The 12,879-nt window shown below is 56.2% G+C and carries 16 protein-coding genes; 10 read left to right on the top strand and 6 right to left on the bottom strand.

From position 1 onward, the window contains the following. Nucleotides 1–49: 49 nt before the first annotated feature. The 5 genes from QOM08_RS28885 to QOM08_RS28865 form a co-directional block, all read right to left on the bottom strand. A complete protein-coding gene (locus tag QOM08_RS28885; RefSeq protein ID WP_316913302.1) occupies nt 50–853 on the bottom strand; it encodes a hypothetical protein in 804 nt (267 codons plus the stop codon). After that, entirely contained in the window at nt 850–2,316 is a 1,467-nt protein-coding gene (locus QOM08_RS28880; protein WP_316913301.1) for a 3'-5' exonuclease, read from the bottom strand. The genes QOM08_RS28885 and QOM08_RS28880 overlap by 4 nt, the downstream gene beginning before the upstream one ends. Further along, nucleotides 2,313–2,765, bottom strand: a complete 453-nt coding sequence (locus tag QOM08_RS28875) for a hypothetical protein (protein ID WP_169859605.1) — start codon at nt 2,763–2,765, stop codon at nt 2,313–2,315. The genes QOM08_RS28880 and QOM08_RS28875 overlap by 4 nt, the downstream gene beginning before the upstream one ends. Before the next feature lie 120 nt (nt 2,766–2,885). Continuing rightward, nucleotides 2,886–3,161 carry an HU family DNA-binding protein gene (locus QOM08_RS28870; protein ID WP_011077950.1) on the bottom strand — a complete coding sequence of 92 codons (276 nt, stop codon included), beginning with the start codon at nt 3,159–3,161 and terminating at the stop codon, nt 2,886–2,888. Between the two features lie 95 nt (nt 3,162–3,256). Then, nucleotides 3,257–4,747 carry a DEAD/DEAH box helicase gene (locus QOM08_RS28865; protein ID WP_011077949.1) on the bottom strand — a complete coding sequence of 497 codons (1,491 nt, stop codon included), beginning with the start codon at nt 4,745–4,747 and terminating at the stop codon, nt 3,257–3,259. Between the two features lie 261 nt (nt 4,748–5,008). On the opposite strand from QOM08_RS28865, the gene QOM08_RS28860 reads away from it, so the two are divergent. Both QOM08_RS28860 and yejK read left to right on the top strand, forming a co-directional pair. Beyond that, complete coding sequence (locus QOM08_RS28860; protein WP_083182127.1) at nt 5,009–5,554, top strand: hypothetical protein; 546 nt, start codon at nt 5,009–5,011, stop codon at nt 5,552–5,554. Nucleotides 5,555–5,579: 25 nt separating this feature from the next. After that, on the top strand, nt 5,580–6,581 hold the full coding sequence (gene yejK, locus QOM08_RS28855; protein WP_083182126.1) for a nucleoid-associated protein YejK: 1,002 nt from the start codon (nt 5,580–5,582) through the stop codon (nt 6,579–6,581). A 65-nt stretch (nt 6,582–6,646) separates the two neighbouring features. Here the strand turns inward: yejK and sppA are convergent, their stop codons facing one another. Next, nucleotides 6,647–7,582 (bottom strand): signal peptide peptidase SppA, encoded by a 936-nt coding sequence (sppA, locus tag QOM08_RS28850; RefSeq protein ID WP_169859603.1) that lies wholly within the window; start codon nt 7,580–7,582, stop codon nt 6,647–6,649. A gap of 455 nt (nt 7,583–8,037) precedes the next feature. Between sppA and QOM08_RS28845 the strand changes: the two genes are divergently transcribed. The 8 genes from QOM08_RS28845 (at nt 8,038) to QOM08_RS28810 (ending at nt 12,808) form a co-directional block, all read left to right on the top strand. After that, nucleotides 8,038–8,274: a hypothetical protein gene (locus tag QOM08_RS28845; protein WP_020190244.1), complete on the top strand. Its 237-nt coding sequence runs from the start codon at nt 8,038–8,040 to the stop codon at nt 8,272–8,274. 283 nt (nt 8,275–8,557) lie between these two features. Next, a complete protein-coding gene (locus QOM08_RS28840) occupies nt 8,558–9,439 on the top strand; it encodes a prohibitin family protein (protein WP_011077945.1) in 882 nt (293 codons plus the stop codon). 108 nt (nt 9,440–9,547) lie between these two features. After that, nucleotides 9,548–10,078: a dual specificity protein phosphatase family protein gene (locus tag QOM08_RS28835; protein WP_169859601.1), complete on the top strand. Its 531-nt coding sequence runs from the start codon at nt 9,548–9,550 to the stop codon at nt 10,076–10,078. 86 nt (nt 10,079–10,164) lie between these two features. Then, nucleotides 10,165–10,797 (top strand): hypothetical protein, encoded by a 633-nt coding sequence (locus QOM08_RS28830; RefSeq protein ID WP_316913300.1) that lies wholly within the window; start codon nt 10,165–10,167, stop codon nt 10,795–10,797. A 378-nt stretch (nt 10,798–11,175) separates the two neighbouring features. After that, on the top strand, nt 11,176–11,412 hold the full coding sequence (locus QOM08_RS28825; RefSeq protein WP_169859597.1) for a hypothetical protein: 237 nt from the start codon (nt 11,176–11,178) through the stop codon (nt 11,410–11,412). 10 nt (nt 11,413–11,422) lie between these two features. Then, nucleotides 11,423–11,656, top strand: coding sequence for a hypothetical protein (locus QOM08_RS28820; protein ID WP_083182118.1), 234 nt, complete (start codon nt 11,423–11,425; stop codon nt 11,654–11,656). Between the two features lie 431 nt (nt 11,657–12,087). After that, entirely contained in the window at nt 12,088–12,441 is a 354-nt protein-coding gene (locus tag QOM08_RS28815) for a hypothetical protein (protein WP_316913299.1), read from the top strand. 115 nt (nt 12,442–12,556) lie between these two features. Next, nucleotides 12,557–12,808: a hypothetical protein gene (locus QOM08_RS28810; protein ID WP_316913298.1), complete on the top strand. Its 252-nt coding sequence runs from the start codon at nt 12,557–12,559 to the stop codon at nt 12,806–12,808. The last annotated feature ends 71 nt before the right edge of the window (nt 12,809–12,879 follow it).

Here is a 12,879-nt window from a genome sequence, read left to right as displayed (position 1 = left end):
ATCCCGTCGTTCGTCCAGAACCCAAATCACGACCCAAGCCTCTGCTTTATCAAACATGGCCACGAGCTCCATTCCAGAAGGATTTGAGATGGAAAAAAAACGCTGGGAGCAGGATCAGCAACACGCTCGCAACTACAGATAGGGTCACCACCGTCACCGCGCCGTTGAGTGCATGCCACATACCGATCTCGAGATAACGCGCCACAAGATCCGCGGCCTCGATGATGAACGCCATTGCAACGCCTTCTCCCTGGAACGGGATCATCTGGAGCAAGAAGACCAAGCCGCCGAAAGCGACCGTGATGATGGCAAAGCCCTTGAGGCCCAGGGCAATATCGGCTGTGCTTGGAATCGCGTGCATCGCGATAACCAGGACGAGCAGCGCCAGAGCAAACCCCTGCAATGAGCCAGTACCCAAGTCGACGATTGCGGTAATAGAACCGGTGGCAACAGCGCCGATCCAGGCCACGAAAGGCACCATGCCCTGGTCGGGAAGGCTCTGTTCGGATGATGTACCGAGGGAGAGAACGGCGATTGCGCCGCCGGCCAACAGGGGCGCAATGCCCTGAACAAGGAGACCAATCGAGTTGCGCAGAGAAAACGGGCTGTAGGAAAACTCGACGTAGCCCAGCTGCCCAGTGATTGCATCCGGTGCGTATAGCGCAAGCTTCCTGATTCGCAGGCCGAAGAGGATGCATGCAATCGCGTGCGCCAACTCATGTACAGGCCCGCCGATGATTCCAGTATTCCGATAGACGATCCACGTCTTTACCGAAAACTGTGACACCAGCTTACCCCAGACAAAAATCGCGCCGGCCGGCACCAGCAAAAGTGCGAGATAAAGGTAGATCATGCGCGCAGCTCCGCAGCTGCTTTCATCTCCCGCTTAGCCTCAGCGTGACTTTTTTGGATCACCACCTGTGTGATGCTGTTGATCACCAACACTTTCTTCGCCCTTGTGGCTGCGACATAGAGCAAATTCAACTCATCAACCCGCTGATCAGGGGTGATCTTCTCTTCGTCGAAGATGTCTGGGAAATCTTCCTCGAGCACGACCACATCCCACTCCAACCCCTTCGAGCGGTGGCAGGTGCTCACAATCACATCTGCATCTAGGGGATCATCTGTTGAGTTGCGACGTAGAGCGGCGATTAACTTGGGTATGTCGTTGTGCTCCTTGAGTATCCTGAGCATGCGATTCATCTCGGCATCCTTGGACTCCTCTGCCGCTTCGGCAAATCCACCAAAATCGCTGAACTGCCCGAAAAGACGCTTGTTGCGGATCTCATCCTTGCGGCCGACCTTCAGATGGTAGACATCCTCGAGGTCGGAAATTTGGTATGCCTCAATCCCCCCGTTCCAGTAGACAACCTGACCGTCAGATACAGCGTCAATGGCTGTCATGATTACGCCAATCACCGTGCGGTTGAGCACGGTGTAATGGTTACATCCCGCAGGCAGCGATGTCGTCACTTTGTCGCGGGCACCAAACCCAACCAAGGGACGTATTTCGCCTTGCTGTTTGAGGATCGCATTGGCTACGCCGGCAATCATCGGCCCGAACCGGAATGAGTTGGTCAAAAACATCGACGCCGCGCCCTGCACAATCTGCGTATCAAGCGCGTTCTCAGCTCCGCGCCAGCGGTAGATCTGCTGCCACTTGTCGCCGACAAATATCTTCCTCGCCTTCTGACCCGCGACCAGGGAGGCAGTTACAGGGTTACTGTCCTGCGCCTCGTCGAAAAGGATCACGTCATACGGCATCTGGGGATTACTGAGCTGGTAGAGCTTCAAGTACGCGTCATGCTGACAGGGAAATTTACTCTCGGTATCGATCATCTCCTCCCAGAGTGTCTGGGCAGAAGCGATCGTCCGATCTAAGTGGTCTGCTCCGTGCTCCGCGACCTCTTCCTCGCTGAGCGCAGCAAAATAATGCGCCTCACTGATGTTTTCGTCAGCGCTCGAAAGGTAGGCATTGAGCACAGCGATAGCGTCTCGAACATCTCCCCACTTCCGTGTTTTGAGGAGCCCGGCAGCATCCGTCAGACGGATATTCCCGAGTTTGTGCTGATAGTGTCGGCCAAACTGAGGCCAGGCCAACTGGTGGGATGTCTTGCACACTACGTTTTTCGGAAACTTTTCCGCGCCTTCATCCCGGATAGCGCGGTTGTACGCAAGATAGAGCATGCGCAAGTGGCTGTGATGTTTGGCATAGGCAACAAGCGTTGTCGTCTTGCCGCACCCGGCATAGGCCTTCACCACCAGATGGTCCCCTTGGTATTCGATGATGGGGAGCTGTTCTGCGGTCGACTTCATTGAGGCGACTCCATTCTGTTTTTTGCACATTTGCCGCCGTAGACAGACAGCGCTGCTAAGCACCAGAACGAAAACACGGCATCAATCAGGTCGCCCATTGGGAGATGGCGAACAACCAAGGCTACTGGCTCTGTCACCACCAGGAACGTCGCATACCCTGCAACGGCATGGATTCCGAAGGTGCGTAAGGCCGCTGCGATGAGAAGGGCAAATAGTGCGCAAGACACCAAGCTATGCGTGGAGCTGGAGCTTGGGGCGAAGTGGGTACAGACGACGATCATGCCAACCGCTACTGCCATCAATCCGGCAGCGTGACGACTGGATATCGATCGCAGCTCTTCGCCGCTGTGCCTGAACGTCAGGATCATGGCCGCGTGCGAGCTGATGCCTGCCAGATAGTCGATGAGTGGTGATCGGCGTTTTGCCGGAGGATATTTTTCGCTGGGCATGTGAGTCTCCTTAGGTGAGGAGATCGTTTCATGCAGGTCGTGGGGAAAGGTCTGGTTTCTGGCGGTTTTTTGGTCTGAATTACGCAGACGCCGCCCCAGATCGGGGCGGCTGGAGGGGGTTTACTGGTTGACGCGTTCCTTGAAGGACTTGCCAGGGGTGAACTTTGGCTTGATCGAGGCAGCGATGGTGATCGGAGCCCCGGTAGACGGATTACGGCCCTGACGCTCGGCCTGCTTGGTTGACTCGAAAGTACCAAAGCCCACGAGGCTAACCTTGTCGCCGCCGGCAACGACATTTTGAACCGTCGAGATAAGGCTATTCAGCACCTCTCCCACGGTTGACTGACTGTGCCCGCTTTCGTCGGCAATCGCTTTGACGAGTTCTTGACGATTCATTCGCTTTTACTCCTTGGTTGTTGAAAAGTCGCATGGGTGTTGAGTCCCAGCTGAAAGCATTGAAACATGGCTCTGAATAATCCCAAGCCACCGGCTCACCCGAATCGGCGTTTGCTTTTGGCGCGACGGACGTTATAGCCCTTCACCCAGCTTTTCATGTCTTCGCTCGGTGGTTTGGGTTGCACGGTACCGATCCATGCGCGATCTGGCAGCTCTTTCATGTATGCCTGGTATGCGTACTGAGCCCACCCGTCTTTTTTGCCGGTCTCACGGGCGTACCCAAGCAGCTCACAGAAAGTGTGCTGTTTACTGGTCGGCCCGAGCACTTTGCGTCGATCGTCTAGCTTCACCAGTTTGCCGGTGGCCACCGCCACCCCATCCGGTATCACGATTTCATTGCCACACTTCGGACAGAGCAATCCGCTGAAAACAAAGCTGCACTTCGGACATGGCTTGGTTTTTTTCTCCTGATCGCCTTTGTCCTGCGGGCGGCGGTCAAGACGCTCCCCTTCCCCATTGTCCATGGCGTCGGGCACCTCGTCCGTTGGCTTCCCGTTAAGCAAGAGGTTCCCGGAGTGGTCAATGATAATGCAGTCGATTTTTCCAGTTTCAGGCGAGAGTCGCAGCCCGCGGCCAATCATCTGGTAGTGAAGCATCAGGGACTTCGTAGGCCGCGCTATCACGAGGCAACTGGTCGAGGGGTCATCAAACCCCTTGATCAGCATAGCCACTGAGACCAAGACCCTTATCTTGCCCGCTTTGTACTGGCGCAAGATCTCTTCGGTCTCATGCGGCAGCATATAACCATCGATATGGGCTGCGGCCACCCCAGCTTTTTGAAACTCAGCAGCGAGCTTCTTGGAGTGCTGGACGTTGCAGGCGAAAACCATTGTTTTGCGGTTTTCACCCAGTTCTTTCCAGTGCGTTACCACGTCACCAAGCAGCTTGGCGTCACCCATGACCGTGGCAAGCTCGTCCTCGATCCAGTCACCATTCGGCTTCGTGCTCACCCCCTTCAGAGAAGGCACGGAGGGCGCGTAGCACTGTGTAGGTACAAGGAAGCCTTGGTCTGTCAGCTCAGAAAGGGAGATGCAATTGATTAGCCTGTCAAAGATGCGCCCAAGGCCCCGCCGCCATGGGGTTGCACTCAGCCCTATCACAGGCACCTTGTTCCGGCGGCACCACGTGATCAGCTCGATATGGGCTTCATGGATGACATGCGCCTCGTCAATGAGAACAAGGTGAGGTTTGTGATGGTTGAGCATGTAATCGAGGCGCGGACGCAAGCTCTGGATCGTTGCGACCTGGATGGGCTTTCGATAGTCAGTGCAGGGATGGTCTGACTGTATTGCACCGGCGACCAATCCATCTTTGTAGAACCGCTCAAGCGTCTGATCGAGCAGCTTCACGCTGTCGACGATGAACCAGGCCCTGCGGTTCTTCGCCTGTGCACCGGCAATGATGTGCTTGGCCACCTCTGTCTTACCGGAGCCCGTGGGACTCATCAGCATCTGAATGATCGCGCCAAGGCTTATGCCTTTGCGGAGTTCAAAATCCTGCTGTTGTTGGTAGGGTCGAAGCTGCATCGAGGTTTCTCGCTGTACGAACTACAGGTAGGAAACCATCGCTTCGAAATAACCCAAGCCAGGTGCTCGATCCGTGTGAGGGAGACGGCAACAGAGCGCAGCCTGATTGAGGGGGATATTTTTCTTGCCAATGCACGTCGATACAGGCTCTTCCTGACGCTCACATCTCGACTTGGGTTTTCCGGCCGGCGTGTGAACGTTCACATCACTGCCTGAGCTTTTGCACAGGTACCGATGAAGACGAAGAGATAGGAGCCGTTGATGGATGAAATCGGAAATGCACGCCATCGAAGATTTGCTGAGTCGCTGCGCGAAGCCAGTTGGAAAATCGACGACAGCGAAGCAGGAGGAAGTGAAGCGGTCGGGTTCTGGTTGTACTCATACAACATGGTTACTGGCCCCCGACTCGTAGGGCAGCTGACCTTGGAAGGTTACAGAGCGATTCAGAGCGGAGATGATCTGAAAGAGCTCGGCGTGCATACGCCGGCTGACGCTCTCGGAGCGACGCTTGCTGCTTATGACGACCTACCAAAAAACGCTCGTAACGCAGAGCAATCAGAAAGGGTGTTATCCGCTCTCTCAACTTATGCAAGTTCAACGTTGACTTGGCAGAGCCTACCGCCGCTCAAAACCGGAGCAATGCAGCACTTCATGGTGTTCGACTGGCTTACGAGCTCCGGCACTAGAGTTTTCCGTCCAGCAGCGGCGATGAATGCCCCGGTACTAGACCCTGACACCTTGGCTGTAATCAGTCAGCAAGTGCTAGCCGCCCATTTGTCGAAACACCCCAACGAAACGCCATACTAACCCCAGAACTACAGGGACTTTGCTCATGCCAATCCGTCACATCATCGTTCATCAGATCGACAAAAAACCCGATGGCACCCCCGCGGTGCTGCATGCCCGCGATACAGAGCTGAGAGCTTCGCAGGCCATCGAGAACATGCTCGCAGACCTCAACGACAGCTACAACGCCAAGCAGGGCAAGGCCTGGGGGCTCTTCCACGCGGAGTCAGGCGCTTATCCCTTCAGCCGCTGGTTGAAGGATTACCTCGACGACAGCCAGGATTTCACTAGCTTCAGCCGCGCGGCCGTGGAGTATTTGCAGACACTGATGGAAGAATCGAACCTCTCAACCGGCGGCCACGTCCTGTTCGCCCACTATCAGCAAGGCATGACCGACTACCTCATCGTCGCTCTTTTGCACCACAGCGAAGGCGTGGCGGTGAACGACACCCTGGACGTGACCCCAGCCAAGCATCTGGATCTCGGCCAGCTTCACCTGGCAGCACGCATCAACATCAGCGAATGGCAGAACAACAAGCAGTCCAAGCAGTACATTTCGTTCATCAAGGGCAAGAACGGTCGAAAGGTCTCGGACTACTTCCGTGATTTCATCGGTTGCCAGGAGGGTGTAGACGCCCCCGGCGAAACCCGCACCCTGCTCAAGGCATTCAGCGATTTCGTCGAGAGCGAGGATCTGCCCGAGGAGCAGGCGCGGGAGAAGACCAATACTCTGGTTGGCTATGCCACCAGCCAGGCGAAGCTGGGCGAGCCGATGACGCTGGAGGAGCTGTCCGGGCTGATCGATGAAGATCGACCAAAGGCGTTCTACGACCACATCCGCAATCGCGACTACGGACTGTCGCCTGAGATCCCAGCGGATAAACGCACCCTCAACCAATTCCGCCGCTTCACAGGCCGTGCGGAAGGTCTGTCGATCAGCTTCGAGGCCCACCTGCTGGGCTCCAAGATCGACTACGACGAGAATGCCGGCACGCTTACTATTCGCAATCTGCCCACTCAGTTGCGTGATCAACTCAAACGCGGCTAAAAAAAGCCCCGTCCATTTCTGGACGGGGCATATCCTGCTTAGCCTGGCTGGGTTCCTACCGGGCTTTAGCGCAAGCTCAAGCCGTCGAATCCAAGCCGCAATGAGAGCTGTTCGGCAACCGAAGCACCGATCTTGCTGGCAAAGCGATCCAGGGGATTCTGTTTGCGGGTGAAATCAACGATCTTGCTCACACCTACGACTTCACGAGCCACGTAGTCAGAATCACCAAGGCGATCAACCAGCCCCAGTCCCACCGCTTGCTCGCCCGTCCATATCAGCCCCGAGTACAGGTCGGGATTCTCCTTGGCTTTCAGACGATCTCCCCGACCGGCCTCTACCGAGCGAATGAATTGGTTGTGGGTTGTTTTGAGGACCCCTTCCCAGAACTTCCTCTCCTCTGGATTCTGAGGCTGGAATTGATCCAGGAAAGCCTTGTGTTCGCCGGACGTATAGGCGCGGCGTTCAACCCCAAGCTTCTGCATGAGCTCGACGTAACCGAAGCTCGCCGCGGTGACACCGATCGATCCGACCAAACTTGCCTTGTCCGCAAATATCTCATCGGCTGCGCTGGCGATGTAATAGCCACCGGAGGCACCCAGATCTGTGATGACAGCATAAACCTTCGTGTCTGGATGCAGTGCACGCAAGCGACGAACTTCATCGTAAACATGGCCCGCCTGCACGGGACTTCCGCCTGGGCTGTTGATTTCCAAAATCACAGCTTTCGTATTCTCATTTTCAAAGGCCTTGCCGAGGCTGCGCTTCAGGTTCTCAGCGCTCGCTTCCTCCCCATCCGCAATCACTCCCCTCACCTTGATTTTTGCTGTTACCGGCACATCGGCCCCAACGCCATCAAGGTCTGCCCTTCCGCCGACCACAAAAGCAGTCACGACGATCCCAAGAGTCGCGAGACGGAAAAAATTCTTCCAGCGACGTGCTGCACGCTGCTCTTTGATGCTTGCTTGCAGCGTTCGCTCCAAGACTTCGAGGCTTTGATCCATGGGACTTCCGTCAGAAAATTTATACACGGCTATTAAACACTGCGGAGTAGCAATCCTGAACAGGCAACGGGAACTTGGGTTTCTAGGCGGTCGTGAGAGAAGGAGGCGAATCACTTATACGGAGAACCATTTATGCAGGTCGTCACGCCCCAAGCCCGGAATCGGGCTGGACTTACCCTCAACCTGGCCATTGGAGTTATCGGCTCACCGCAAGCGCTTTCTCGGCTGAAAGCCAAGCTCGAGTTAGCCGTTGAGGACGCTTTGCAAGGGCTCTCACAAGAGGCCAGCCATGAGCTTGGAATTGAGATTGGTCGCTGGAACATCGAAACGTCCACCTCCCAACCAGAGGGCGAGGTATCGGCATCGAGCGGGCCACTCCCTGGTCATTCGGTAGAACAGCTGGAGGCCACCCCGAAACCAGCGTCCCAGGCCTCCCTGAAGGCAGGATTATGCCTATGAGCGCCACATCCGCCGTGACACAAAACCTCGAGCACGAGCGCTTTGTGGTGCGGGATATCTCTGACCAGTACGAGGCTCCGACTTTTGACCTGATTTTTCGAGATCAGGAGCACGGAGTTGAGCGTTGCTCCGACAGCGTGTGGAGTTCGCACGAGCAAGCCTCGGTAGCAGCGGAGGCACTGGAAAAGGCGGATCGCCGTCCAGTTCACTGGGGTGTGTTGAAGAGCCTCTAAACGGAGACCCATAGAACTCAGGCGACCATTTGTGTCGCCTTTTATTCGCGTTCTCAGCACCCGTGACTCAATCAGCCAGGTAGCCGGCAGTATCGAGGCGACTTGGGTCTTTCAGGCATGCCTGTAGCGTGGCCAATGCAACGCGGCCGAAACCGAGGAGAAAAACACCGCAAACCACAAACAGCTTAGCCCGCTTTCAGGCGATAAAACCGCCTGAAATCGGGACATTCCTCAGTCAATACCCAACAAACTATCCGGCGACCAACCACCAAGGATCATCAGTATGCAATTCAACAATTTCTCATCCTCCTCCAAATCTCCCCTGGCTCTCGGCTTGATTGCCGTTTCGGCCGTTATTGGCGTGGGTCTGCTGCTGGGTTCGTTTTACACCGTCGACGAGAAAGAGCGCGCAGTAGTCCTGCGCAACGGTGCCTTTATGGAGGTCGCAGATCCAGGCCTGCATTGGAAAATCCCTTTCATCGACAGCGCCAAAGCGATCTCGATACAGAACAACGCCACCAAGTGGGATGGCTTGCAGGCGTACAGCCGTGACCAGCAGGCTGCAACGCTGTCGGTCTCGGTCAGCTGGCACGTGCCGGCAGGTGAAGTCGCGGATGTCTACAAGAGCTACGCCGATCTGGACGGCCTGCTGACAAGGGCGATCAGCCGCCATGTCCCGACACAGGTGGAAAACGTCTTCGGTCAGTACACCGCCGTCAACGCCGTACAGCAACGCGGCAAGCTGGTTGCCGATATCGCCACCGCAATCAAGGGCGCAATCAGTGGACCGGTGGTGATCGACAGTGTGCAAGTCGAGAACATCGACTTCAGTGACGCCTACGAGAAGTCGATCGAAGAACGCATGCGCGCTGAAGTTGCCGTGAAGACTCGTGAGCAGCAACTGGCCACTGAGCAGATCCAGGCGCGGATTGTCGTCACCCAGGCCCAGGCTACTGCGGATTCGGCACTGGCCGCCGCACGTGCCGAAGCGGAAAGCATCCAGCTGCGCGGCGAAGCGGAAGCAAAAGCCATCGACGCCCGCGCCCGCGCCCTGGGCAGCAACCCCGGCCTGGTCGAGCTTACCAAAGCCGAGCGCTGGAACGGCGTGCTGCCTACCACCGTACTTCCCGGCGGAACCCTGCCGTTCATCGACGCCAAGAAGTAATCCATCTTTCCACACTAGAAGCCCGCAGCCCTGACCAGCTCGCGGGCTTTTTCATTGAAAAAGGGATCTATCAATCCAGTAGTCATGCCGATGGCAACGGAGAGACAAATGCAACGAACCATACCCAGCTGCATCTTTTTATCGCGCAGCGACGCTGAAGCACACGCGCCAGGCCCCGACTGGCACCTGATATCGATATCTGATGGCCTTGAAGATCAGGCCTGCATCGACGAAGCACGGTGGAAGAGCGTGAGCTACCACCACTTCATTGATGCTGGCTTTGACGAAGAAGTCATCGAGATATATGGGTCAGATTTTGAGCGGAATTACGTCGATTACCTGCTAAGCAGCAAGGCTGACGTGCTGCGGGAGCGCATCCGGGAAATTGCAGATCGAGGGGAAAATATCGCTGTCAATTGCCAGGCCGGCCGATCCCGCAGTGCCGCGGTTGCTCTGTATATCAGCAAACACCATGGGTACCAGCTGCATAAGCCGACCCCAGACGCAAACCAGTGCGTCTACCGGATGTTGGCCAACGATGTTCACCTGATGGCAGCCTACCGTGCGGCAAGAACCCCAGTGGAACCAGAAGCGCCAAAGCGAAGCCTTCTTTCGGCGATCAAATCGCTGTTCTCCTGAGAGAGCAGAAGACCGCAGCGAGGACAGAAACTGAGCGCAAGGCTCGTGCTGCCGAAAAACTCAAGGATCACCAGTACACTTGCCTGGTGAAGCAATCCGATGTTGAAGTCTGGCGTTGCAAGGCTGAGGGCACCACTGCCTATGCCTTCGATATCATGATGACCCGGTTCGGAATCGCCGTTGTCGGCGATATCGGCGACCTGACGTTCAGTGTCGGCCTGGGCTATGGCATATCGTTCCTTGCGGGTGATGACGTCACCTACTACCTGCACACCAAGCTCAACGAGTCCCACAAAAAGCAGGTATTCAGCACAACCCTGTTCCGCCAGGTACTGGTGTCGAGCATCTGCCGGGAACTGCACGACAACTGCTCCGAGGAAATTTGGGACGCCCTGCCAGCCTGGGCGCAGGATGCGGACCTGGTTCGTGGTGAGCATTGGGGGGAGTTCCGCGCCCTGACCGTGACCAACCGCCGCGATCTGGAGAATGGCGATGATCGCTGGATGCACTGGGACGACCTCTTTGACCTCGCTGAGAACATCGGTTTCACCGAAGAGGCGCACCAGTTCATGCGCGACAATGCCGAGGTCCTGTGCCTCGGCGAAGAGTGGTACGAGCACCGGATAACGAAGACCTGCGACAGCCTCTATGCTCAGCTCTACGTGATCAACCACGCGGCCAAGGCGATCATGGCTCAGGCCGATCAAGCCGCTGCTTGAGGGAAAACAAGATGATAAGGCACTCACCTTCAGATGTACCTCGCTTGATTGACGGGGAGTCACCGAAACTCATCGCGTTGACTGCCACCTACGGCCTGCACGTCCTCAAGGTCACTGACTATAACTGTATTGATGAGGGTGACGAGCCAAACTGGAGCACGGCATGTAGTGACGGCTGGAGCGTTGAACGGACTGACATCATCTGGTGGGCGTATGCGGATGAAGTCCGCGAGCTTCTGGAATCAACCCCCAACTACTGATCACGGAAATCGCGGCGGATCTGCCGACCAGGTACACCCCAAGCCCAGCCCTAAAAAGCTGGGCCGAGGACGTAGACGAGGACGCCACATTGCGTACTCCCCAAACAGGACGGTCAGTATGTTCTCAGGTAACAAGGCAATCGCATTTTGGTTCGCGGCTATGGTGATGCAACTGGTTGTTTCAATCGGAGTGAACGACTGGGTTGGCCGGGCAGCTGTATTAATCGGGGCCACATTCTCTGCCTGGCTTTTCATGGATGGTTTTATGGCTGCTATGCGACCTGTAAAGCAATACGAATTCAAGGAGGCCAACCAGCCTTTGAAAACGGGCACCGACAAACCCACGGTGGGTTGAGGGAAAACGCATGAGCCTGCCGACGCTAGCTGAATTGACCATGTGCCCACACTGCGGCGCAGACGAGTATTACGTGCGTTACACCTATAGCGGTCGAGGGATTTATTCCCGTAGTTATTCCGGCGATAACTCCTGCGTGGACAATTCGGGCATGTACGACAAGTTGGTGATGAAGCCGGGTAAGCGCGCCTTTTGCGTTGATTGTCACAAGCCGGTGGCTCAATACCACGGCGAATTTGAATGAGGCAAACGCGACGGCGCCGATGGGTACCTCGCCGGCGAGTGGATCGGCAGCAGCGAAATCTGACACAGGAAAAAGCCCAGCCCTGAACGTGCTAAACCGAGGCAGCACGACTCGGCCATCCGGTCTTTTGTGGCCAGGCCGTGTCTCCCTGCCAGGGGATCGAGGTTGGACTTCACCTGATCGGCGAACGCGCCCGGATGTGGCTCGGCCCCGAGCCTGAAATTCCCCGAGGAGTTTTTCCTCTGGATGGGAGGCTTTCAGTCCAATACACCGGCATCAGAGTGCAAATTTTATCCACTGCCCCTTCTGTCTATGAAATTCTGATCATGCCGCCATTTGGCATCGGCTCTCCCAAGGCTCGTTGAGTCCGGTTGGGATTCACACCTCATGCCGTAACCTTATTGCATCTCCTGGAAAGCTCGGATCGCCTTATGTCTTACACCACCTCCACCATCAACGAACTGTTTCGTCTACGCGACAAGGTAGGCCTCTCAACAGCTTCGGGCTTTAAGGCCCGTGTGCGCTTCGTGCAGCTAGCCTATCGCCACAACCTCGTGCGTGAGATCACCAGCTATCACTTGTGGGATCGAGGGTTTGAAGGACTGGGCGAGCGTACTTTCGATACCTGTTTCGAGATGGGAGACAGTCCCGAAGTTATCGCAGAACTGATCAGTGACGCCCGCGCCCATGGCTACGCCGGGAACATAGAGATGGAAGTGGGTAATCCCGACTGCTTTGCCCGCTGGTGCGGATACGCAGACCGACAGCAAGAGCTTGCATTTTGAGGACTAGCACCAACAGAAATCCCAGCCCGGCTCGCCGGGCTTTTTGTTGGCTTGGGATATCGCGTAGTGGAAATAGCCTGAAAGCTTCTCCCCTCTGACAACAAGGAGTTGCCTCATGCAGTCCCCTACACTCAAGTCGAGCTATTTGCCGGAATACCTTGCATGGCTCATGTTCCTAGCCGGGGTGGCCAATGCCACGCTGATCTGGTCTGGGGTGTTCGAAGCCGCGCCTCAGGCCTTCCTGCTGATTTTTGGCGGGCTTTTTGGCGACGCTGGCATCGCCCTCCTAGGCTTCCTCATGTTGACCACCTGGTGCACTCTGGGATGGCTGCTGGCGGCACTCACCCGCTGCCTGCCCCGGCCTTGATACTCAAATACAAATTGCATCGGTTGTCCCAGCACTCGTTCGCACGGGATGCGTGGCGCTGTGGCATCATG

The sequence above is a fragment of the Pseudomonas sp. P105 genome, from assembly GCF_032614175.1.
Taxonomy (GTDB): Bacteria; Pseudomonadota; Gammaproteobacteria; order Pseudomonadales; family Pseudomonadaceae; genus Aquipseudomonas; species Aquipseudomonas rhizophila.
Note: the sequence above shows the minus strand (reverse complement) of the source record. Positions and strands in the feature narration are given on the sequence as shown.